Source organism: Paenibacillus sp. FSL K6-0276 (genome assembly GCF_037977235.1).
In the GTDB taxonomy this organism is placed as follows: Bacteria; Bacillota; Bacilli; order Paenibacillales; family Paenibacillaceae; genus Paenibacillus_AQ.
The window spans coordinates 277026-301029 of the sequence record NZ_CP150276.1 but is presented as its reverse complement, the minus strand read 5'-3'; the positions used below and the strand labels follow the sequence as shown (position 1 = coordinate 301029).

The following is a 24004-nucleotide window of genomic DNA, read 5'->3' as shown; positions in this document are numbered from 1 at the left end:
ACCAATACTAGCTGTAACTAGCCAAATCTAGCTCGACATAGTTGGAACTGGCTAGTTTTGATCGAATTCCAACCATCTTCAAAACACAGTCCTACAGCCTTATCATCGAACTAGCAGACTTCTGTCGGATCTAGCCACACTTAAGCCGATCCCAACCACCTTTATCACCACACTAGCAGATCTCTACCGGATCTCCTCCGGACCGAGGGAACCAGAAACACCAAAAGACAGCAAACTCCCGTAGCGGGAACTTGCTGTCTTTTGGTGTTTCAAATATTACTACTCATATAGAACGCATCTATTTAGCTCATCGTGAACGTCTGCTCCATCGCTTGTTCTACCGTATAATATTTCTCACCAAGCGCTTCAGCCACCGCTTGGCAGGTGATCTTACCATTGGCTACATTCACACCGCTTCTTAGGCCGGCATTATCCTGAATCGCCTTGATCACGCCTTTATTGGCAATTTGCAGGGCGTATGGAACGGTGACATTGGTTAAAGCAATCGTCGAAGTTTTGGCAACAGCACCCGGCATATTAGCAACAGAATAATGCAGTACGCCATGCTTGATAAACACAGGATTATCATGTGTTGTCACTCTGTCGATCGTCTCTACGATACCACCTTGGTCAATCGCCACATCGACAATCACCGATCCCGGTTTCATGGTCTTGACCATTTCTTCCGTAACCAGCTTCGGTGCTTTCGCACCCGGAATCAACACCGCACCTACCAACAGATCTGCCTCAGCTACCACTTTGGCAATATTGTAAGGGTTAGAGATCAGCGTATTGATCTGTGCCCCAAAAATATCGTCTAATTGACGTAATCTTTCCGCACTAAGGTCAACAATTGTAACATCTGCGCCCAAGCCGATGGCCATTTTAGCTGCATTGGTACCTACTACTCCACCGCCGATAATGCTAACTTTCCCACGGCTAACTCCGGGAACACCGGAGAGAAGAATCCCTTGTCCGCCATAGTTTTTTTGCAAGAACTGAGCGCCAAGCTGAACAGACATCCGGCCTGCAACTTCACTCATCGGTGTTAATAGTGGCAAGGTACGTTCATGAACAACCGTCTCATATCCGATGGCAAAGACACCATTGTCTTTGAGCGCAGCAGCCAGAGAAGGTTCAGGCGCAAGATGCAGATACGTGAACAAGATAAGGCCTGGACGGAAATAGGGGTACTCGCTTTCCAGCGGTTCTTTCACTTTCATCACCATTTCGGCAGAGCTCCAGACCGTGGCTGCATCCTGAATCAGTTCTGCTCCGGCAGAAGCATACTCTTCGTTCGGAAATCCACTTCCCACACCAGCCCCAGCTTCCACCAGCACCTGATGTCCTTCCTTAATAAGGCTAACTACACCCGCAGGTGTTATGGCTACACGATTCTCATTGTTTTTAATTTCTTTAGGCACTCCGATAATCATCATTCATCTCTCCCGTCTAATGTAGATCCCTTATGTAAAGAATGATAACATACGTTTAGTATTCCCAATTTGGTAAAAAATTAAAATATTATCTATCATCATTGTGTTTTTACACAAAGGATTCGACTTAAACTGCCCAGTTACTTTGGGTTCATTTGGTACCCAACACAACCCTCTTCATTATCTCATAAAAAAAGACACCGCTTAGATTGTCTTTTTGACGATTTCGTATGAAATTAAAGCACTACTGCTATATTGGAATGTTACATTTAGTGACGCGCATTATTTTGAAAGCAATAACATCACCGTTTCTAGGATTACATTTACCCCTTTTTCACAGTCTTCATAGGAGGTAAGCTCCTCTTCACAATGACTTTTGCCATTCACACTAGGTACATCCTCTTCCGTCAGCGATAACCGGGTCACGCCATTTTTATCTGTACGCCCAAAATTCGCAAATGCCTCAATCGTATTCTTTAATCTCTCACCGTTCACGAATATTTTTTGCAGCTGCATCGTAAGTCCTTCCGCTTCGAGCGTTCATGATTTTATGGCTTTCTATATATGTTATACCAATCCATATTATTTTCATTTTACATACTGTAATAATTATTATTCGCGTGATGTTACGACGAAGTTGAGGCAGCAATAAGTAAACTAAAGTAGTATATACAATCTTTTAATACGGAGGGTAAGCTTAAGGTAGCTATTTATCCAGTTCTACCAAGGAAAGGAGCCAGCACATGAATCTAAGCATTGTGGTCCCTGTATACAATATAGAACATTATATAACCCCTATGTTTGATTCACTCCTTATCCAAAGTGAACCGCATTTCGAGGTCATTATCGTGGACGACGGATCTACGGATAATACCTATAACGTGATAGCAAATATTCTCGCACTTCACCCCACCCTTTCCTGCAAAGTCATTCGAACAGAGAATCAGGGGGTTAGTGCGGCTAGAAATAGAGGCTTAGCAGAAGCCACAGGCCATTATGTGCTGTTTCTGGATGGAGATGATTATATCTCTACAGACTTAGTACGAACCATTCATACCTATACTCAACTATCTGACCCCGAGATTATCTGCTGGGGATATAGCCATGTCTCAGAGGATCAAGTCACTACTTTGAGTTACACCTCCGCTTATAGCGACATAACAGGCAGTGAAGCACTGACTCATATTTTCGTGAACAAAAGCTTACGAATATGGACAGGGAGCATTGCGTACAAACGGGAATTCTTACTCCTTCATGGGCTCAAATATACGGAACGCTGTGTGAATGGAGAAGATCAGGAGTTTATCTACAAAGCCTTGTCCAGAGCCGCCAGAGTCATCACGCTTCCGGATATATTATCGTTTTATTTACAAAGAAACACGTCGATTTCCAATAGCTATAATGTGAAAAAATTTGATGTCGTGGGTGTATTCAAACGGGTCGATGCCTATTTCGAGGCCCATCCCTTTGAGCAGCTGGATACGATATCCCCTTATATAAGAAATCGCGAGTTAATCGAGAACTACTTTTTCAACCTAAAGACCTGTCTAAATGGGACAGAAGGCGTAAGCATTCAGGAGTTACTTCACGACATCGATCATACCTACCCTGAACTAAATCAAGAAATGTATGATCTCATAAGACGTTATAGAGGTAATGATCGAAGATTAGCCCTTTATATCCGAGCATTCTTAATCTCCCCGCTTCTATATCACAGATTCATTTCTGTGGAGAGAAGCTTATCCAGGTTCAAGCGAAAGGAATCTAGAATATGAAAAAGATGCTGATCTATGCCTATACCGAATTTAATTTGGGCGATGATTTATTCATAAAGGTGCTATGTGAAAGGTATCCGGATACCGAATTCAGAATCTGCGCTCCACGCTTATACAAGCTGATCTTCAAAGAGATCAAGAACCTCAAAGTGATTCCTTCCGATTCCATTTTCTTAAGAGGCATTGCCTTTATTTGTAGAAGGTTAAAGATACATAATCTGGCGCAAAAATATATGGCAGATCACTCCGATGGCGTTGTTCATATCGGTGGCTCGATCTTTATGCAGGCAGAGCATTGGGAAGAGCATTTCAAGAACGCAGAGGCCATTCGGAATAAGAATAAGCCCTACTATTTATTAGGATCGAATTTTGGCCCTTATACAGATAAGGAATATTATGAGGAACACAAGCGGATCTTCAAGGACTATACAGATATCTGCTTCAGAGAAAAATACTCTTATGATTTATTTGATGATCTGAACAATGTTCGTTTAGCGCCAGATATTATTTTTCAGCTAGACCCGCCAGATCTTCAAAGCGAACCCGAGGATTACATCGTCTTATCCGTCATTAAGCCTTCTGCTAAAGGTCTGAACGGTTTTGACAACCTCTATTATGAAAAAATGAAAGATCTCGCAATTTATTTCATTGAAAAAGGATACGCTGTTCATTTCATGTCATTTTGCGAACACGAAGGCGATCAGTTAGCGATTGAAGAAATCCAGAATCTTATGGGTCCCTCCTACGAGGATGCCATTCAAGTGCATTTATATAAAACGAATATGGAAGAGGTCTTGGCCGTTCTAGCCCATTCCAGCTTTATCGTTGCTTCAAGATTCCATGCGATGATCCTGGGCTGGGTGTTGGGTAAACCAGTGTTTCCTGTGGCTTACAGCAAAAAAATGATCAATGTAATGGAAGATGCCCAGTTCAAAGGGATATATACCGATTTCACTACACTGGAGCAGCTCCAGCCTGCGCAGGTTTTTGAAAGCATGACTACTCACTACATGGATGTCACACCGCAAGCCAAACATGCCGAGAGACATTTCGAGCATCTGGATACGTATTTATCGCTTTACGAAAGGAGGATACGTTATGAGAGCCAAGCGGAGCATTCTTAACTTATCCTTTGGACTCGGGAGTCAGCTCATCACGATCATCCTCGGTTTTTTCATACCCAGACTGATTATGGTGAACTATGGCTCAGAGGCCAATGGTTTAATTGCTTCTATTGTACAGATCATTAGTTATTTGGCCCTGCTGGAAGCCGGCGTAGGCGCCGCTTCGATCCAAGCTCTTTATAAGCCGGTAGCTTCGGATGATAAGAACCATATCAACTCTATTCTAGCCGCCACCTCTAGCTATTATAAAAAAACAGGCATTTATTATTTCTTCGCTGTCCTTCTAATCGCCATTGTGTATCCATTAGTGATCACTTCTGACATCGATCGATTATCGATTATGCTCATTATTTTGCTCACAGGAATGGGCGGAGCGATCAATTATTATTTTCAAGGGAAATTCAAAGTGCTGCTCGCTGCAGAGGGAAAAAGTTATGTAGAGACATCTATAGTCACCGTGGCTAACATTCTGAACAACGTGATTCGGATCCTGTTATTACTTCAAGGTGTTAACATCACCGCTGTGCAAGCTTCCTATTTCATATTGACCATACTTCAAATCGTCGTCTTCTATATCTATATCAATAAGCATTACAAATGGATCAACCTACATCTCAAACCAGACTACGAAGCCATTGGTCAAAAAAATTCCGTGTTAGTCCATGAGATCTCCTACTTGGTGTTTAGAAATACCGACGTGCTAATCCTGACTATATTTACGAACTTAAAGATCGTCAGCATCTATGTTATGTACAATATGATTTTTACGATTGTAGATAACATCGTCCAAACCATAAACGGAAGCGTGAAAGCTGCTCTAGGCCAGAGTTTTCATGAGAGTAAAGAAGCATTCATTAAATTTTATGATGCTTACGAAGTGTATTTTATGGGGCTCATTTTCTCGATTCTAACGGTGGCTTATATTCTAATTCTACCTTTTATGAAATTGTATACAGCTGGGGTAAATGACGTGAATTATATCGATATGTGGCTGCCGATCCTGTTCGTAGTCATCAAATTATTAACCAATGCCAGAGCTTCTTCTAATAATGTGATTACCATCGCCGGACATTTCAAGAACACACAGAACCGTTCCATTCTGGAATCCGCCATCAATCTGGTCGCATCTATTGTCTTCGTTATCTTTATGGGGATTTACGGTGTATTGATGGGAACGATAGCCGCTCTCTTGTACCGCTCCATAGATATTGTGGTCTATGCCAGCAAACATCTGTTGCATCGCAGTCCTTGGGTCACCTTTAGAAGATGGCTCACGAATGCATTGATTTTTGTAGGCATTATTCTAATCACCACCGCAATCGACATCCCCATCCATTCCTATGCGGGAATTATGATATGGGGCGTAATTTTAGGAATTGTGATCTTGCCTATATATTTCGTTATCGCCTCTTTGATGGAACGGGAAGTATTCCTGTACACGTGGGAGCATCTCCAAAAATATCGATATAAACTCAAAAGTAAAATTGTAGCTAGACCTAAGGTAAGTGGTTTATCCAAATAACACATCAGGAGGACTTGAAATGGATCATAGCGAGGTTTTACAGCAAGCCTGTTACGTCTTTCTAAATGACCTTAATGATGAAATGAACCATTCATCTGCCCTTCAAATGGATGATCAAGAAATAATCCAACAATGCCGCCTTATCATAGATAAAGAACAAAATGCGCAAACCAAAACCTTTCTAGAAACCTTATCTGAGGTGATCCATGCTTATCTCACAGGGAGAGCTTCAGAGGATGCATTAAGGTTCTATCTGTCAGAACAATTCAGTATCGTGAACGAAGAAATCGACGGATTAATTCATGGGCTAGTTACAATCAAAAACCAGTCTTCAGATACGGGTATTTCACACCCAGCAGCTTATTCCTTAGCCGAGCATCCCAAGGTCAGTGTCATCATCACTACTTACAATAGAAAAGCATTCCTATATCAAGCGGTCCAAAGCATCTTAATGCAAGACTATCCTCATAAAGAGATCACAGTGATCGACGATTGTTCTACAGATGGTACGGAAGAGTTAATGCATCAAAGCTTCGGAGACGAGACGCAGGTAATCTACATGCGGAACGAAAAGAATAGCGGTCCTGGAAATAATCGCCGTAAAGCCTTTGCCGCTCATGGTGATGGTGACTATGTTCTTTTTCTCGATGATGATGACTATCTGATTGACATGAATTATTTAAGTAAGGCTGTGGAATTTCATAGTCTCCATCCAGAAATATCATTTGTGGCCGCTAATGTGTTTCTTGAGTATTCCAAGGTTAAACAACTGAAAATCTCTAATCTGCAGCTTAGCAGTATTATTAAGAAACGCGATTATTTCATGAATTTCGAGAAAAAAGGATACCCAAAGCCAGCCTCAACTTTAACTACTGTCTTTAAGCGTGAGGCCTTAATGGCTATGGATATCCTGAATATGAACATGGTCAACGATGCTTCTATTTATCTGCGTTCCTTGTTGGTCGGTGATGCTGGCTTCATAGATACCCTTGCAGGTGTGTATAGATTACACGGGGACAACATTACCTTTAATCTGAGCCAGGGATTCTTAATTGAGAATCTGGAGGAAAAGCTGTTGATTAAGAATATGGCCGTTCAGAAATATGGATATAGCGAGCAGGAAATGACCGAATGGTTCAACCATAATGCTTATGATACGATCTCATACTATTTATTAAATTCTGCAAAAGACGCTACAGACTTTAAATTCATGTATCACTGGGCCCTTAACCATTGCCCGCCGATCTACAATACATTAAGAAATGAATTTCGTATGAAGCTTATTAAAAAACAATTATTACGGATTTCGTTACTTCGAACGCTGCTCGGAAGATGATTCACGCATTAGCTTATCAAGCAGCAGTAAGAATCCTTTCACCTCTTCTTTAGGGATGTCGGCGTATTTGTCTCCAATACTGATCTCACAATAAGAACTATGGTCTCCTGTTGGTCTTATTGCTGCGCTTAATCCGATTCCTGTTGCCTCATATAGAGAAGACAGAATCGGTTCAATGCTCTCCCTAGACATTTGAAAATGCATATGAAACATGTTAGAGATAGGCTCAGTGGGCATAGTAGTCACGGCGTGACATTGATTAACTAAGGCAGCAAGCTCCCTGGCTCCTTCATAATACTGCTGCATCTTATCTACTCTTTGCCGGTAGTAGTGATCTGAGGAAATAATATATGGATACAGACTGATTAGGTCTCCACCATGACGCCGTTTCCATATCTTCGATTGCTTCGTAAAATCCTCACTGCCTGCCAGAATCGCGCCTGCAATTCCCCCGATACCTTTATACAGAGAGATATAGACACTATCAAAGAGTGCGCAGATCTCAGCAGCTGTCTTGCCATAATAGGGAAGCGTCTCAAGCAATCTTGCGCCATCCAAATGCAGCTTAATTCCCCGAGTACGGCAATGTGCAGAAATCGCTTCAAGCTCCTTATACTCCGGTAACTGTCCACCAATCTCGCGCTGCGGCAATTCAAGCAGCAGACAAGCAATATCTTCCTTCATATGTAATACATCATCCAAGGTGATTAGTCGATCCTTGTCCGCAAGTAGGACAGGCTCGATATGATGCAATTCCTTCAACCCATCCTGCTCATGGATCTCCAAATGACATAAAGGATGATAGGCAACGCTCTTGAGTCCTTTTTCATCACACCATATTCTTAAGGCGATTTGTTGTGCCATCGTTCCACTCGGAAAGAAGACTGCTGTTTCTTTTCCCAAAAGCTTCGCCATCTCCGACTGAAAATCCTCGATAACCTTTCCAGAGCCATAAATATCAGATGCTGTACTGTTCTCTACAGCTTCAAAGGCTTCCTTCAAGACTTGAACATCTCTATTCCCATGTCCTACGATTCGATAAATCGTTTCATTAAAGGCCTCTTGCACTGATTTTTTTCCGTTCATTGGTAGAATTGCCCCTTCCGTGTTTGCCTTGTCCCTAATATAGACGAATTTCAAAAAATCCCATCTTGATTTTACCCGATCTAAGGTGAAAAAACATGAGCGCTGTGCTACAATATTGGAATTGCAACGGCAATCTTAGGGAGGGTTATTGAATCACATGCTCATCATTGGTATCGCCGGCGGCACCGGCTCGGGAAAAACAACCGTAGCCCGCTCCGTCATTGACCGTCTTGGAACGGGAAAGGTAACTTTCATATCTCAAGATAACTACTATAAGGATCATTCGCACCTCAGCTTCGCTGAACGTGAATCCATTAACTATGATCATCCTTTCGCTTTCGACAACGAGCTGCTTATTGAGCATCTTAAATGTCTGCGAGAAGATCAGACCGCATATGCACCGGTGTATGACTTCACAGTTCATGCCCGCTCCACTACGGAGACCGTAGAACTGAAACCAAACAATATTGTAATCATCGAGGGACTCCATGTTCTATCCGATGAGAACCTCCGCGATATGCTTGACATCAAAGTCTTTGTTGATGCTGATCCTGATGTACGCATCCTCCGCCGGGTACTCCGGGATATCGAGGAACGCGGTCGGAGCATTCAGTCGATCCATCATCAATATTTGAGCACGGTTAAACCGATGCATGAAGCTTTTATTGAGCCATCCAAAAAATACGCCGATTTGATCATCCCTGAAGGTGGCCATAATGAGGTCGGTATCCAGTTGCTGTCCATATTGACCGAAAAGCATCTGACGAACGACTGGATGTCCTAAAGTTCTTAAATATCTAGTTCTAACCCTAGCTGTCGAGATTCTCTCGACGGCTTTTTTGCGTGCTCATCCCCAAAGCCGTAATAGATTATTCAAAGAATAAGGATGTTGGTACCTTAGTTCGGATGCTCCGTTATTTCTGTATATTTATTTCACTACTAGCCCCATCTTTATATGTAGCTATTTCTTTCTTTGAATCTCTTTTTCGAATATTTTAATCATTGGGCACATTTAAATAGCCATTTTATTGGAAAAACTCGCCATTACAAATCTTCAAACGTTATAATAGTTTTAAAATAACTATGAATAGGTGATTGCATATCTTATCTCTGATCGAAAAGTATGAGTTACAATTCTCTAATAATAATTATTTTGGCGATATCGGGCTTGACCCCTCCTACTCTATTGTAGAAGGCTCACTTCCTATACTTGTGTCTGCTCCGCATGCCATTAACCACTATAGAGAACATGCTGTAAAACCTGCGGATATGTATACAGGCTCTCTTGCGCTGCTGTTACAAAAGCTCACAAAGTGCCACTGTATCTATTCCAATAGCTTCTCCAAAGAAGACCCTAATTACATCCTTGGCGGAGAATATAAGGCTGCGCTTGGAACACTTGTCAAAGAACATCAAATTAACTTTGTTATAGACTTGCATGGTGCCTCTAAGGATAGAGAATTCGATATTGATTTAGGTACATTACACGGAACATCCATACAAGACAATAATATAAATGAAGTCATACGTATCTTTTTCAATAATGGTATTACCAATGTTCTTCAAAACCACACCTTTTCTGCATCTCATCCCGGAACGATCACTTCGTATTCCGCCAAAGAATTGTTAGTTCAAAGTATTCAAATTGAAATTAATCGAAATTATCGCAACCCGAAATCATTTGATTTATTCCAAAAAACCATTCATTCCCTTGAACAAATCATCAATCAATTGGGAGGCGCCTAACATAAATATCGAACAGACCTTCACTATATTGGACAAACAAAGTTATACCGCCCGGGAAGAAATCACGATGAACCCCGATGAGCTGGTCGATTTAGGCTTAGTCCATCATATCTTTGTCGATCTTGCAGCAGTGAATGGCGCTCAGGTTAGTTGTTTACTTTTATCTAAAAGTGATATCCCAAGAGGCAGTATTCAATTATCCAAAAGAGCAAAGGACAAGCTAGGGGACTGCCCCATTACAGGATTAACCATCACTAAACCTGAGTACAACACAATCCTTCGGGGAATTCCTAAAGTGGACGAGATTGCCAAACCTTATGTCAAAGCATGTCCAACGCTCGTCCGTAAATATTCGAATCATGTCGAACTGATTAATCCTAAGAATGGCTTTCGGGTTAACCTAACTTTAAAAGAAGATGACACAGCCAAGCCGAATACCCTTTATTTCAACAGATACATCATGTTGTTGCTTGAGACCCATTCTGCTGAGAACGATCAATTGATCATTACCCGTGCAAGAACACCTCATCAGCCCACGCCAGGCATACATAAACTTATAAATCTGGGAATCAAACGGCCCTTAACCGCATTAGGAAACTTTTTCATTGGCAAAAGAGAGCTTACCCTAAGAGTAGGACATCCCTACCCTTTTGATGAGCACCAAAATCTATGCCGAATTCATCCCAATGTTAGAAAATTGCTGGGCATGGAAGAGACCGATAAAATCGTCATTACCTATAACAACAAACAAATAACCGTCCCCATCTTAGATATAGACACTGAGCACATTGCCCAGTTAATCAAACTTAATGAGGAGAATGAGCAGCTTAAATTTATCGACAGCCACTTATTTATCGGAATCACCGCTTTGTCACGAAACGAATTAGAAATCCCTAGTATCGGCACATCGGTTACCGTAAAGAGAAGCATGAACTCCCTATTCTTAAAACACTTAAATAAGCTGGTCTTGCCCGTAATCGCTTTGTTGTTTACAGTAGTACAGCTGTATAAGGATTTGAACTGGAGCATCGCTTTGACCGTTGCTATTTCTCTGGTACTACTTCCGATAATCATCTATACAACACTATCTGAAGAACGTGCAAAAATTAACTAAATGGAGCGATTATCGTGGAATTCACTTCACAATCCCAGGTAGAAGATATGATCTACAGCTCTTATCTAAGAGCCATTAACAACATCACAGAAACTTTGGATGAACAAGTTAGAAGACCGGAATTAACCAGAGCATTGCTGGATCTAGTCAGAAGTCCGGATCGAGATCAACAATACATACTAGTCACAGGCAGTAAAGGTAAAGGCTCCACCTCTAGATTTATCTCCTCTTTGTTAAGTCATCTAGGATTTAAAGTGGGCTTATTCACCTCTCCTCATCTGGTGGATTTCAACGAAAGAATACGGATTGATGGGCAGGCTATACCCACAGACGATTTTGTACGATTAGGAAATGTAGTTCGCGAGGGATTCCAAACGATTGAAAATCAGCTTGCCGCTGATGAGTATCAAGGTCCTGTTGGGGTGGGTCTGGCAATTGCGACGTTGTATTTCAAGGAGAATCATACCAATTTCAATGTGATTGAATGCGGAAGAGGCGGAAGGTTTGATGACACAAATGTCCTGAAGAATGATTGGGCTGTCATTACTCCGATTATGGAAGAACATGTAGCTAATTTGGGACCTGACCTGAACAGTATTACACTACATAAACTGGGCATCGTCAAAAACAAGGCTATTAACGTCTATATTAGCAAACAGAAATCGAGCGTACTTGCGACTATAAAGGCGAACCTAACTTCCAATTCTGTGCAGTATTATGAGGAGCAGTTCTGGGCTGACTCTATTACAATAACACCCGTTGGAACTACTTTTGATGTTCGGACAAATCAAGGGGTTTACCCCTCCTTAACAATTCCGTTATTGGGACAATTTCAAGCTCTAAATGCAGCCACGGCAGTCGCACTATGTGAGGATATTACAGGTGGTCCCTTGAATAGGGAACTCGTTCTCAATTGCTTTGCAAAACTGCAATGGCCGGGGCGCTGTGAAGTGATCTGCCATGATCCATTAACGATTATTGACGGAGCTATTCATAGAGAATCTGCAAGCTATTTGGCCGAACTAATTCAACTAGTGAATCCTGACCGCAGTCGACCTGTAACTTCAATCATCGGTGTTCCTAAAGATAAAGATTACACAGGGGTCATCGAGGTCATGAGTACGGTATCGGATCAATTAATCGTTACAAGGCCTGATATCAGTCATCTTTCTTTTCCTACAGATGCACTCCATGTTGCCAAGCGTTTTATCGAAAAAAGTTCCGAATCCCCCTACTTGGAGGATGCTCTTACGCACATTAAAGCACGCTCGTCTTCCGAGATTTTTGTAATTGTCGGTACGCAAACCTTTATCGGAAATGCCAAAAGATTATTCGGGCAATCGCTGCTCGATATCGGCTTATAGCTTCTCAAAGCGCATGAGAATTACTTCCTTATAAAGGTCAGATAGAGCTGGCACTTCGCTTGGATTCTGCTTACAATATTCATCTAGCATGACCTTATGATTAACCTCGATAACCATGAGGCCTTGATTAGTCTCTAAGATATCTACGGAACAGAAATCAAGGCCCATCGTTTTAGAAGTCTGGGATGCAAGCTCCGCCAGCGCCACTCGTTTGGCCTGATCGCTAACCTCAATAGCAACAGCCCCGTTAATCAAATTGTGCTTCCAGGAATGAACTCTTTTTTTGCCAAGGAATACACGCGCCTGATGATTAAAGGTTACGATTCTATACTCAATCTCCGCTTCATAATAAGGTCCTATCGCCCCATTAAGCTGCAAAGAAAATAATACATCTAGCTTCTCGTGTAAATCTTCCACCTCGTTGACCTTATACACATGATTCCCCTGTGCCCCGTTGTCCTGCTTCACAACCACATGCCCATTGAATTTATAAAAAGAACGCTCAGCTAATAGGTAGGGATTTGAACGATTAAATCTGGAATCCGGATGTGGCAAATAGAGATGTTCAACGGCAGGTATTCCGCTCTTGTGCAAGACGTCATAAGTTAGAGATTTACTCATCGCAATGATCGTTGAGGCACTGCTGTTCAGACCTACTTCGGCGTCTACCATCACAAAGGATTTGGCTCCATCTGTCGCTCTATACACAAAATTCGGCGTGATTTCTTCAAAGGTAATGCCTGAGGATTTCACGGAATGCTGGATCATTTTCAAGTACGTTCTTGTCGTCACTCAGTCTCCTCGATTCTAAAAAAGATATGACCAAGCCTAATCATAGCACGGGATATAACAATCGAGAACGATAAAATTATGTTATAATACATAACGCGATCCGTATCTAAATTCTATTTTCATCGACTTTTTATAAAAAATAGTCGATTTTATGTCATATTAAGTGACGGGTAGCGCTTTTATAAATAAAAATAAGTATTGATTATTTAGTGATGATCCTCTATGATAAACTTATCAGGTGGATCAGAAAGTTAAAGCGGTTAAACTTTCTTTCCTAAATTCCTAGTAATCCAGCATATTAGTAGTGTTAGTACGTCCTAAAGTTAAAGCGCTTAAACTTTTTAATGTGAGAGGTTGGTGTGTCATGATCAATCGCGAGAACAGGCGGCAGACGTTCTACATGTATCTGTTCATTTCCCCTTGGATTCTCGGCTTCCTTGTATTCGCCCTTTATCCTATTTTATCATCGCTTTATTTTAGCTTTACTGATTATGACATTATCCACCCGCCCAAGTTCATCGGACTCGCTAACTACACAGAGATGTTTCACAACGAACTGTTCTGGAAATCAGTAGTAGTCACACTGAGATACACCTTTATCGGCGTACCTATCCAGCTTGTGCTTGGTCTTGGATTCGCACTGCTTCTTCATCAGACGATCCCGCTTCGCGGCTTCTTCCGAACTGCAATGTATTTCCCAAGTATGGTATCTGGCGTGGCTATGTCGCTTCTATGGTATTGGATCTTCAATCCACAAATTGGGCTCTTCAATTATATCCTCTCCTGGTTTGGTATTCATGGACCGGCTTGGCTGATGAACCCAGACACCGCACTGTATGCTCTGATTATCATGACCTTCTGGACCGCAGGATCAGGAATGATTCTATTCCTTGCAGGTCTGCAAGGCGTACCGGCAAGCCTGATTGAAGCCGCTAACCTTGACGGTGCTGGACGCTTTAGAATTTTTGTAAACATTACCTTACCTATGATCTCTCCTGTGCTGCTCTTTCAGCTAATTATGGGACTGATTGATTCCTTCCAAGTCTTTACCCAAGCTTTTGTCATGACCCAAGGTGGTCCGAACTACTCTACTTGGTTCTATGTCTACAATTTATACACCAGTGCTTTCAAAGAATATCGCGCCGGTTACTCCTCAGCCCTGGCTTGGGTGTTGCTCATCGTAGTTATGCTATGCACGGCACTTATTATGAAATTATCTAACCGTTATGTTCACTACGAAGGAGGCGGACGCAAATGAGTACAGTTAGAGCCCTAAGCCACCGCCCCAAAGATACAAGACGTCGCCGGAAAATGGAACCGATTAAGATTTTAAGCTTTATCACTTTAGTAGTTACAACATTTCTGATGTTACTCCCGTTGTTCTTCATGGTCTCCACTTCATTGAAGTCGAAGCGTGAGATGCTAAAATTCCCTCCCTCCTTTCTCCCGGAGAGTTGGCAGTGGAGCAATTACACGGAAATCTTTGATACTCTACAATTCGGTACACTTTACAAGAACAGTCTAATTATCGCCGGCTTTAGCGTTGTGGGTACTCTGATATCATCAGCGCTGGTCGCCTATGGGTTCGCCAGATTCAGAGGTAAAGGCAATCAAATTTGGTTCATCATGCTGCTAAGCACCATGATGTTGCCATATCCGGCTATCATGATTCCGCAATTTGTACTCTTTTCTAAGATGAATTGGATTGATACCTTCTTTCCGCTAATCGTGCCTGCGTTCTTCGGCTCAGCCTATAACATTTTCTTGCTGCGCCAATTCTTTTCCACCCTGCCTGAAGAGCTGTTTGATGCTGGACGCATTGACGGCTGTGGTGAAATAAGGATGTGGGCTACCATAGCCCTCCCACTCTCCAAACCAGCTCTCGCAACTGTGGCCATCTTTGCCTTCATCTACAACTGGAACGATCTACTCACACCGGTGCTTTACTTAAGCTCGTCAGATAAGTTCACACTTCCAGTCGGTATGTCCTCCCTTACCTCTTCACGGTTTCGCATTCCGCCTTGGCATCTGCTAATGGTTGCGTCCGTACTAGCTATGGTTCCTATCGTTACGCTATTTGCTGTAGCTCAGAAGCAGTTCGTTGAAGGTATTGTACTTACGGGAATCAAGTAATAATCCGCCATTAGGCGGCCAAATATAATTCAAATCATGGAGGGTTTAGCTAATGAACAAGAACAGGAAAACCATTGCGTGTTTACTCGCAACAACCATGCTCGTTGTTCTGGCATTGTCAGGCTGTAGCGGAGGTAAATCAGCAGGTAACACGCTATCTGAAGAAAACGGCGGCTCTACTAATTCCGGAGGCAAAGCGGAAACGGTAACGATTACCCATTACACGATTGATTCAGAAGACCGCACATTTGTCGAAAAGTTAATCCCTGATTTCGAGAAACAACATCCGAATATTAAAGTCAAAGTGGAAAAAGCACCTTACGAACAGTTCGATAGCAAGCTACAAACGCTAATTGCTGGAGGCAAATCGCCCGATGTGACAAGTCACTGGGGGTATGGCGGCTTCGCAGAATACTATAACAAGGGTATGCTTCTCGATATGACCGACCTTATGAAAGAGGATGGTTTCAAGGCAGAGGATTACAACATCCCAGAGAATTTGATGAACATCTACAAGGTTAAAGACCATACCTATGGCATCCCGGTTAATATGTATGTCACCTTGATGCTTTATAACAAAGACATGTTTGATGCTGCCAGCCTGTCTTACCCAACAAGCGATTATGAAGATAAGAGTTGGACCTATGACAAAATGGTGGAGAATGCCAAAAAGATGACACTGGTATCCGACGATATTGCCAAGACACAATACGGCGTAGACTTTACCTGGTCTGAACGGGATATGCGGCCGTTATACTTTGGAGCTGAGCCTTATTCAGAGGATACATGGACCAATGGCGGTGTGCCATCCGAGACCTATTTTGACTCCCCAGAGGTAATCGCCGCATACAACAAGCTGTTCGATCTCGTCTTCAAAGATAAAGTATCTCCATCCACCGAGTGGAGCAAAAGCGTAGCCGGTCAGAACGGCGATCCCTTTGTTGCAGGTAAAATCGGTATGTCTATCGGAGGCTCATGGAACCTCGCAGGCGCTAATGACTTCCCATTCAAGATCGGTGTTGCTGCTGTACCATGGGGCGGAAATGACAAAGTACGGAGTACTCTGTATGTTGACCCGCTGTTGATCTTGAAAGACTCCAAGCATCCGAAGGAAGCTCTTGAATGGATTAAATACCTGATTACAACCGAAGTGCAAGAGAAATCCATTGACCTGAGCGGCGGTAACCCACCGGTCAATACAGAAGCTGCGGAAGCCTACTATAAACATTTTGACGGTATCGATCCACAAGATATCAAGAATGTCTACGAGGGCGCTGTCAATTACGGCTTTGAGTCCTACAACCACTTAATCACTAACTACTCGCAAATTAATGACATGTTTATTAATGAATTACAGCCCGTAGAGACTGGACATAAGACGGTTGAAGAGGTTATGACGACGATTCAGAAGAAAGTAACAGAAATCATTCATCGATAATACAACATTATACTTGATACCTATGCCGTCCCTTTAGGGACGGTATACCTGCTTGAAACCATACGTTTAGCGGACAGTCAGCCAACCCTGTATACTAAAGGTAGAATACAGGATCGGAAAATCTGCCCCAAGGAGAACTAGAGATGAAAGTGAGTATTTTTGATGTAGCTAAAAAATCCGGACTATCCGTCGTAACCGTATCCCGGGTCTTAAATGGAGCCAAATCGGTACGAGAAAATAATCGACAAAAGGTACTGGATGCAATCAAAGAGCTGGATTATCACCCCAATGCCGCTGCACGCAGCCTCGCCAGCGGTAAGACTGGCATTATCGGTTTGATTGTCACGACCCTGCAGGATTCCTTTTTTGATGCGGTGGTCAAAGAGCTGAATGAGATCCTAGCGATGCATGGATATTTTTTAGCCATATCCATCTCAACCGGCATTGAATCCGATGATAGCCACTATTTGATTCAGGAGGATCGGGTAGATGGATTGATCTTGCTCTCTCCAATGGAAGAGGACAACTATATTGTTGAATTAAAGCGGCGAGACATCCCTTATGTACTGATCGATAATCAGAAACCGGAGAATGATACTTACTCCATCACAATCGACAACTTTAAGGGAGGCTATACAGCTGCCAGTCATCTGCTAGAGCTCGGACATACGTCCATCGCCCATGTCTGCGGTCACGAAATGTTCCGTAGTACGCGCGAGCGTCGCAGTGGATTTATACAGGCGCTTCAGGAAAAAGGGCTCACCCCGTTCGAGATCGTACATGGCGATTTTGATATCGGTGTGGGGTACGATACCTGCAAGCGTTGGCTAGACGAAGGAAAGCTGCCTTCCGCGGTATTCGCCGGCGATGACAATATCGCCCTTGGGGTCATTAACGCACTGATGGAAGCCGGCATCCGTGTGCCGGAACAGGTAGCTGTGGTCGGCTATGATGATCATTACATTGCTTCACAGCTTCATCCACATCTGACAACGATACGTCAGCCTTCAGATAAAATCGGGCTCGCAGCCGCAGATATGCTGCTCAGACGCATCTCTGGAAAGATGAAACGTGGAGCCGGTATGCGGATTGACCCAGAAATTATTGTGCGTGAATCTACCACAGCCAAGTAGATTACATACTATACACTAGGAGTGATAACCATTGACTTACTACTTAGGGATCGATGGCGGAGGTACAAAAACCTATGCTCTGCTAAGCGATGAACTTGGTAATGTTCTCGGTAAAGGCAAGAGCGGTAACGGTAACCACCAGACTGGCGCCCTTGAGGCAGCTAACAGCATTCGAGAGGCCACATTCGGAGCACTGGCAGAGGCTGGACTCCGATTGGAAGACATCAAGCACGCCTATCTTGGGCTTGCCGGTGCCGACCGCGAGGCCGATTATGCCATTCTCCATCCTATGATACGCGAGATCGGATTTACCAATTACACCATTAACTGTGACACCATGATCGGACTACGAGCAGGGACGACTCGCCCTTATGGAGTTGCACTAATCTGCGGCACTGGTACCAATTCAGCAGGAAGAAATTTGCAGGGGGAGCACTATCAGTGCGGCGGATTCGACTACATGTACGGTGATTTCGGTGGGGGCGGTGCACTCAACATTGAAGTCTTTCGCTCCGTCATAAGAGCTTGGGATGGACGAGAACAGCCTACCCTCTTGACCGAACTTTTGCTCAAAATGCTAGGTTATGAGAAAGTTGCACATATGTTTAATGATTTCCTCGATCATTGGAAACAGGTGCCTGTGCACGCTGCACGTTTGCTCTTCGAAGCGGCTGCTGAGGGAGATGTCGTAGCCTTAGAGATTCTAAATCGGCAAGGCGTTGAATTAGGAAAATCCGCCGTTGCTGTCATACACAAGCTTGGCATGGAACAAGATACCTTCGATGTGGTTCTGGCGGGAAGTCTGCTAACCCGTGGGGATCGCGGCTGGATTCGCGAACCTATTGAGAAGGCCGTGCAGGCTGCAGCTCCACAAGCAACTGTGGTGACCCTTGCCACAGAGCCTGTAGTAGGTGCCGTATGGTCAGCGATGGATCATGACGGTTTGACTCTTAGTAGTGAAGTCTATGAGAAAATGCGGCAATTTCAAGATTATGAATCTATCCAACAACAAATAAGACAGGAGTGATTGATCTTGGCAACTAATCAAGGATTAAAGATCGCAGTTATCGGTGGGGGTTCTTCGTATACACCCGAATTGGTAGAGGGATTTATTCTTCATTACAAGGAGCTTCCTGTTCGCGAACTATGGCTTGTAGACATTGAGCCTGGACTCCGCAAGCTGAATATCGTTGGAAATCTCGCTAAGCGTATGGTAGAGAAGTCCGGACTTCCGATTGAAGTCCATCTCACTACAGACCGCCGCAAAGCTATCGAAGGCGCGGACTTCGTCAGCACTCAGATGCGTGTCGGCATGCTAGATGCCCGCGCACGTGATGAATCGATTCCTCTTAAATATGGTGTTATTGGTCAAGAAACAACGGGTCCTGGCGGAATGATGAAAGCACTGCGTACGATCCCTGTCATACTGGATGTGTGCCGTGATATTGAAGAGCTGGCTCCTAACGCATGGTTGCTCAATTTCACCAACCCTGCAGGGATGGTCACTGAGGCTGTTCTGAAATACTCCAACGTAAAGAGTATCGGTCTTTGTAATGCACCTATCGGCCTGATCAAGCAAGTATCCGCCAAATATAACGTAGCTGCGGACCGTGTTTATGCCGAATTTGTTGGTCTGAATCACTTACACTGGATTACTCGAATCGACGTTGAAGGTGAAGATAAGCTGGATGATATGCTCACAGAGGGTTACAGTGCCAAGAACGTTCCAGCCCGGGAGTGGAATCCCGAATTCTTACAATCGCTTCGCGCCGTCCCTTCCTACTACTTGAAATATTTCTATATGACGGATGCCATGCTCGAAGAGCAGATGGAATCGTTTAAGCAAGGCATCAACCGTGCTGAGGTCGTGAAACGCGTAGAAGAAGAGCTGTTTGAGCTATACGCTAATCTAGAGCTAAGCGAGAAGCCAAAACAGCTAGAACAACGCGGTGGTGCGTTCTATTCAGAAGCGGCCGTTAATCTCATGAGATCGCTCCATAACGGATCAAATGACATCCAGACCCTGAATGTTGCTAACCGTGGCATACTGGACTTCTTGCCAGATGATGCAAGTATCGAAGTCAACTGTGTCGTCACCAAGAATGGTCCACTGCCTCTACCACTAACCAAGATTCCACCGATGGCCAAGGGACTCATCCATGCGGTCAAAACTTATGAGCAACTAGCTATTGATGCCGCTGTAACCGGTGATCGTGCGCTTGCCCTTCAGGCACTGGTACATCATCCACTCGTTCCATCTGTAGATGTGGCGGTTCGTATGCTGGATGAAATGCTGGAAGCCAATAAAGAGTTCTTGCCGAACTTTTATGCCAACTAACCATTGAAAAGAGGCGTCAATATGTCAGCTAAAGCGGTGTGGAAAGGCGATATCAACCAAGCACTATGCGCGTTTACATTTGATGATGGACCTTCCCAGCTTCCCGTTGAATTGTGGCTTGATGTTTTGGAGGAGGAAGGGGCTGTAGGCACCTTTTTCTTCACTGGGGAATGGATGGATCGGCATCCAGAGAAAGCGAGATTAATCCTCTCACGGGGTCATGTGCTTGCTCCGCATACGTATCATCATCGGCGAATGGCCCAAGTGCCAAAGGCGGTATTCTTAGAGCAGTTGAAGCTGACTGAGCTGGCATATCAGGACGCAACGGGTCTTCCGTCTCCCAACTTCATGCGTTTTCCATACTGCTCCTACCGGGAAGAGAATCTCGATTGGCTGACAGAATGGGGCGGTTATCTGGATATTGAAGGCGTTGATTGCGGAGATTGGGCAGGTATTTCTGCAGAAGAGATCGTTGCCAGAGTTGAACCTACACTTGAAAATGGAATCATTGTAGTCATGCATAGTAATGATGTTGCAAAGGGTTCACCGGATGCTTTGAGAGCACTTATTCGGATCGCCAAGCAAAAAGGCTTGGAAAGTGTCGCCGTACCTGAGATCCTAGGGTCCATTGGCGTAGATGTAAACTACAGACCTTGGAAAATAGTCGTAGACGTTCCTGCGGAGTTAGATCATCCCGTGGAAAAATGGGTGCCTTTAGAAAATAGTAAGCAGCTTACCGATCTCTCGGCCCAGACTACTGAGTGGAACATTCCGCAATATACACTGCATTTCACTTCTGAAAAGGAGTGGCTGGAGCATCTGGAGAGTCCGCTAGAAGAGGCTTCGGTTACAGAGGATCGCGAGTTGTTTACCATACGGCAATTTGATGGCAGCTATTGGGGATATGTACGCGCCGGTGTCGTAGACAATACCCTTGTATTATTAGATTATGCGGCTAAAGAAGCGCAGGCGGATACCTTGGTGTACTTACTTCGCTGGGCTGCGGATACTTCGATCAGACTGGGACTTACCAAGATTGAAGCCAGACTCAATATTCGTAAAATGAGCGAGATGTGCAGACAGTTAGGCTGGCAGTCAGAAATTCTAGAAGATCAATAAGAGACCTCATTCATACCCAGAAAAAAATTTTAAGTTCATATAACGCATTTCCTTAAGTCTGCTAAATTAGCAGGCTTTTTTATTCCCCCAAGTTGGTCATAGCTTCTATTGCTGCTTCAGCGAATTTCTCGAATAACCTGTTCAATGCCAGAGGGAATATCAGGCTCTTTTACACTAGATACGTTGAGCTTTAGAATTCTCTCTTTTTTCGCAAAATTGGGCAGATACCCGCTATCCGCCATCTCCACTCGAATGGACTTTTTTTGCAGCCGTTTGATCATCTGCTCTGCTCTAATGCTATCCTCCAATTTCAGATATGTATGCACGCCAAGCTGGCTGGCAGGACGATAGGAATAATGCTGCTCAGACGCTGCATTTAGCTCCCTCACAATCGAATCATGGAGGAGCATTGATCTTTTTCCGTAGCAGGAACGCATCTTTTTTCGGTGGCGCTCGAACATCCCACTTTTCAAATACAACTCCAGGGCAGCTTGGGACAGCATAGAGCTATCTATATCCATCAGTCTTTTAAATCGGTTAAAGGACTCACAGAGCACCTCGGGAAGTACGGCCACACCGACGCGTAGACCTGGAAATATAATCTTGGAGAAGCTTTTTAAATAGATAACATGTGAAGTATTGTCATAGGCGTAGATCGGATCTTGCTTCGCATCCTGCTCCAGATCTGCCATGTAGTCATCCTCAACAATATACACATCGTATTTAGCTGCAAGCTGGGCGATCGCCTTCTTCTGGGTACGGGTATAGGAAACGCCTAGCGGATTATGAAACCGTGGGACGGTATAGAAGAACTTGAACTCGCCCGTTTTAAATAACCGCTCTAATTCATTCAAATCCACCCCATCATCTGAACGTTGTATCCCCTCTGTCTCGATGTCGTACGTCTTCAAATATTCCATAAACAGCGGGTAACTCGGCTGCTCAATCAGCACACGCTCCCTGCCATTCGGAAAGGGAATTCGAGTCAGAAGTCCAAGGGCCTGCTGCACACCGGAGGTAATAAAAATCCGCTTCATATCGGCAAACACCTGATAAGAGGCCAGTTGTCGCTGCATTTCACGGATAAGGGAAGGCAGCCCCTGCGGTGTTCCATAGATGAACAAGTCTTTGCGGTACATATCGATGGCTTTATTGATGCAATGTTGAAAATCCAGATACGGAAAAATATCCGGGTCCGGTGCAGATGCCGTAAAATCGATCCAATGCTCGCCTTCCTCTTTTCGCTCCCCACTGCGCTTCATGACATAATATCCGCTCTTTGAAGCAGCGTAGATTAGGTGTTTATCCTGAAGATCTTGGAGTGCACGAATAACCGTGCTTTTATTGCAATCATAACGTAGCGCCAGCTCCCGAATGGAAGGTAGCTTATCGCCCTCACGATACGTATCTTCAGCGATTTGCAATTCCAGATCGTTGATTAACTCCGAATACTTATACATTCTTTCCACCATCCTTTGAGTCTATTTGTACCGGTACAGATGAACAATAATTACATTGTAGCACTGCTAATCAAGCCTTAGAATAAAGAACATAACAGGACCGGTCCTAAATGCGCGCAACACTTTGGAGGTCTTAACAGATGAATATATCTTCTAATCAAAAAGCGATAGTGGCTGCTGTCATGAATGCTATTATTGTCGGATTTTCTTTTATATTTGTAAAAATGGCATTGACCGTCTCGGATCCATTCGATACGCTAGCTCACCGCTTCACGTTATCTTTCCTTGCCGCTTCTTTATTTACTTTTCCAGGCTGGGGTCGGGTGAAGTTTGGAATATCCAAGGCAGCTGTGGTAATCCCACTGGCTCTACTATACCCAGCGTTGTACTTTACGCTTCAGGCGTTTGGACTTCTGCATACAACATCAGCTGTAGCGGGCATTATTCAGGCGACAATGCCCATCTTCACCATCATTTTGGCAGCGATGTTCTTGAAGGAAACCACGAGCAGCTTCCAGAAGATCTCCACATTAATCTCGGTTGCAGGCATTATTCTTATCTTTGCCATTCCGGGTGTGAGTATTTCTTCCTCTAGTCTTTGGGGAGTCTTACTCATCCTAATCTCAGCGCTATCCCTTGCCGGTTATAATGTCGCAGCCCGAAAGCTGACACGTACCTGGAGCCCCAAGGAACTTACCTATATGATTACTTTATTCGGATTTATATTTTTTAATGGAATGTCGATCATTAAGCACGGTTCAACAGGAACCTTGAATCAGTATTTCACACCTTTTCTAGAGCCAAAATTCATATTCTCCATGATCTATCTCGGCGTACTGTCATCCCTCGTGACCTCCTTCCTATCCAACTACGCTTTATCTCGAATGGAGGCCTCACGCGTGAGCATCTTCGGCAGTCTTTCGACAGTTGTCTCAATTCTTGCTGGTGTACTTCTGCTGAATGAACAACTGGAATGGTACCATTGGACCGGCACGGTGATGATCATCGCCGGGGTGATCGGGGTGAATTGGCGTAATAAAGTAAAGCCTCAAGTAAAGGACCAGAATCAATTGAAATAAAGCGCAATA

At 43.8% G+C, this 24004-nt stretch carries 22 protein-coding genes; 17 read left to right on the top strand and 5 right to left on the bottom strand.

Translation table 11 applies throughout. The features are described from left to right. Nucleotides 1–302: 302 nt before the first annotated feature. Complete coding sequence (gene ald / locus MHH52_RS01410) at nt 303–1436, bottom strand: alanine dehydrogenase (RefSeq protein WP_313636624.1); 1134 nt, start codon at nt 1434–1436, stop codon at nt 303–305. A gap of 282 nt (nt 1437–1718) precedes the next feature. Then, entirely contained in the window at nt 1719–1952 is a 234-nt protein-coding gene (locus MHH52_RS01405; RefSeq protein ID WP_340009876.1) for a hypothetical protein, read from the bottom strand. A 227-nt stretch (nt 1953–2179) separates the two neighbouring features. On the opposite strand from MHH52_RS01405, the gene MHH52_RS01400 reads away from it, so the two are divergent. From MHH52_RS01400 to MHH52_RS01385, 4 genes are read left to right on the top strand one after another with little or no spacing between them, the layout of a single operon-like run. After that, the gene (locus MHH52_RS01400) at nt 2180–3211 is read left to right on the top strand and encodes a glycosyltransferase family A protein (RefSeq protein ID WP_340006180.1); all 1032 of its coding nucleotides are present in this window, start codon (nt 2180–2182) and stop codon (nt 3209–3211) included. After that, nucleotides 3208–4335 carry a polysaccharide pyruvyl transferase family protein gene (locus MHH52_RS01395; protein WP_340006177.1) on the top strand — a complete coding sequence of 376 codons (1128 nt, stop codon included), beginning with the start codon at nt 3208–3210 and terminating at the stop codon, nt 4333–4335. The genes MHH52_RS01400 and MHH52_RS01395 overlap by 4 nt, the downstream gene beginning before the upstream one ends. Beyond that, nucleotides 4310–5857: a sugar isomerase gene (locus tag MHH52_RS01390; protein WP_340006176.1), complete on the top strand. Its 1548-nt coding sequence runs from the start codon at nt 4310–4312 to the stop codon at nt 5855–5857. The genes MHH52_RS01395 and MHH52_RS01390 overlap by 26 nt, the downstream gene beginning before the upstream one ends. A 19-nt stretch (nt 5858–5876) precedes the next feature. Beyond that, a complete protein-coding gene (locus tag MHH52_RS01385) occupies nt 5877–7193 on the top strand; it encodes a glycosyltransferase family 2 protein (protein WP_313636550.1) in 1317 nt (438 codons plus the stop codon). Here the strand turns inward: MHH52_RS01385 and MHH52_RS01380 are convergent. Next, nucleotides 7167–8279 carry a beta-eliminating lyase-related protein gene (locus MHH52_RS01380; protein ID WP_313636551.1) on the bottom strand — a complete coding sequence of 371 codons (1113 nt, stop codon included), beginning with the start codon at nt 8277–8279 and terminating at the stop codon, nt 7167–7169. The two genes, MHH52_RS01385 and MHH52_RS01380, sit on opposite strands and share 27 nt — an antisense overlap. Before the next feature lie 157 nt (nt 8280–8436). On the opposite strand from MHH52_RS01380, the gene udk reads away from it, so the two are divergent. From udk to MHH52_RS01355, 5 genes are all read left to right on the top strand, one after another. Further along, entirely contained in the window at nt 8437–9063 is a 627-nt protein-coding gene (gene udk / locus MHH52_RS01375; protein WP_313636552.1) for a uridine kinase, read from the top strand. A 59-nt stretch (nt 9064–9122) separates the two neighbouring features. Beyond that, nucleotides 9123–9278 carry a spore germination protein gene (locus MHH52_RS01370; RefSeq protein ID WP_313636553.1) on the top strand — a complete coding sequence of 52 codons (156 nt, stop codon included), beginning with the start codon at nt 9123–9125 and terminating at the stop codon, nt 9276–9278. Nucleotides 9279–9374: 96 nt separating this feature from the next. After that, complete coding sequence (locus tag MHH52_RS01365; RefSeq protein ID WP_340006171.1) at nt 9375–10025, top strand: hypothetical protein; 651 nt, start codon at nt 9375–9377, stop codon at nt 10023–10025. 28 nt (nt 10026–10053) lie between these two features. Then, nucleotides 10054–11139, top strand: a complete 1086-nt coding sequence (locus tag MHH52_RS01360) for a hypothetical protein (protein ID WP_340006169.1) — start codon at nt 10054–10056, stop codon at nt 11137–11139. 14 nt (nt 11140–11153) lie between these two features. Beyond that, nucleotides 11154–12503, top strand: a complete 1350-nt coding sequence (locus MHH52_RS01355) for a Mur ligase family protein (protein ID WP_340006167.1) — start codon at nt 11154–11156, stop codon at nt 12501–12503. Here MHH52_RS01355 and MHH52_RS01350 read toward each other — a convergent pair. Further along, entirely contained in the window at nt 12498–13295 is a 798-nt protein-coding gene (locus MHH52_RS01350) for a hypothetical protein (protein ID WP_313636557.1), read from the bottom strand. The genes MHH52_RS01355 and MHH52_RS01350 overlap by 6 nt on opposite strands. Nucleotides 13296–13659: 364 nt before the next feature. On the opposite strand from MHH52_RS01350, the gene MHH52_RS01345 reads away from it, so the two are divergent. The 7 genes from MHH52_RS01345 (at nt 13660) to MHH52_RS01315 (ending at nt 21456) form a co-directional block, all read left to right on the top strand. Next, a complete protein-coding gene (locus MHH52_RS01345; protein WP_340006165.1) occupies nt 13660–14553 on the top strand; it encodes a sugar ABC transporter permease in 894 nt (297 codons plus the stop codon). Beyond that, a complete protein-coding gene (locus MHH52_RS01340; protein WP_313636559.1) occupies nt 14550–15428 on the top strand; it encodes a carbohydrate ABC transporter permease in 879 nt (292 codons plus the stop codon). The genes MHH52_RS01345 and MHH52_RS01340 overlap by 4 nt, the downstream gene beginning before the upstream one ends. 52 nt (nt 15429–15480) lie before the next feature. Next, nucleotides 15481–16866, top strand: a complete 1386-nt coding sequence (locus MHH52_RS01335; RefSeq protein WP_340006163.1) for a sugar ABC transporter substrate-binding protein — start codon at nt 15481–15483, stop codon at nt 16864–16866. A 143-nt stretch (nt 16867–17009) separates the two neighbouring features. Further along, a complete protein-coding gene (locus tag MHH52_RS01330; protein ID WP_313636561.1) occupies nt 17010–17999 on the top strand; it encodes a LacI family DNA-binding transcriptional regulator in 990 nt (329 codons plus the stop codon). 31 nt (nt 18000–18030) lie between these two features. Then, complete coding sequence (locus MHH52_RS01325; protein WP_313636562.1) at nt 18031–19026, top strand: BadF/BadG/BcrA/BcrD ATPase family protein; 996 nt, start codon at nt 18031–18033, stop codon at nt 19024–19026. Nucleotides 19027–19032: 6 nt separating this feature from the next. Beyond that, complete coding sequence (locus MHH52_RS01320; RefSeq protein WP_313636563.1) at nt 19033–20337, top strand: 6-phospho-beta-glucosidase; 1305 nt, start codon at nt 19033–19035, stop codon at nt 20335–20337. Nucleotides 20338–20358: 21 nt separating this feature from the next. Beyond that, a complete protein-coding gene (locus MHH52_RS01315; protein WP_340006159.1) occupies nt 20359–21456 on the top strand; it encodes a polysaccharide deacetylase family protein in 1098 nt (365 codons plus the stop codon). A 116-nt stretch (nt 21457–21572) separates the two neighbouring features. Here the strand turns inward: MHH52_RS01315 and MHH52_RS01310 are convergent, their stop codons facing one another. After that, nucleotides 21573–22916, bottom strand: coding sequence for a PLP-dependent aminotransferase family protein (locus tag MHH52_RS01310; protein WP_340006158.1), 1344 nt, complete (start codon nt 22914–22916; stop codon nt 21573–21575). Between the two features lie 140 nt (nt 22917–23056). Between MHH52_RS01310 and MHH52_RS01305 the strand changes: the two genes are divergently transcribed. Then, nucleotides 23057–23995: a DMT family transporter gene (locus MHH52_RS01305; RefSeq protein ID WP_340006156.1), complete on the top strand. Its 939-nt coding sequence runs from the start codon at nt 23057–23059 to the stop codon at nt 23993–23995. Nucleotides 23996–24004: the final 9 nt, after the last annotated feature.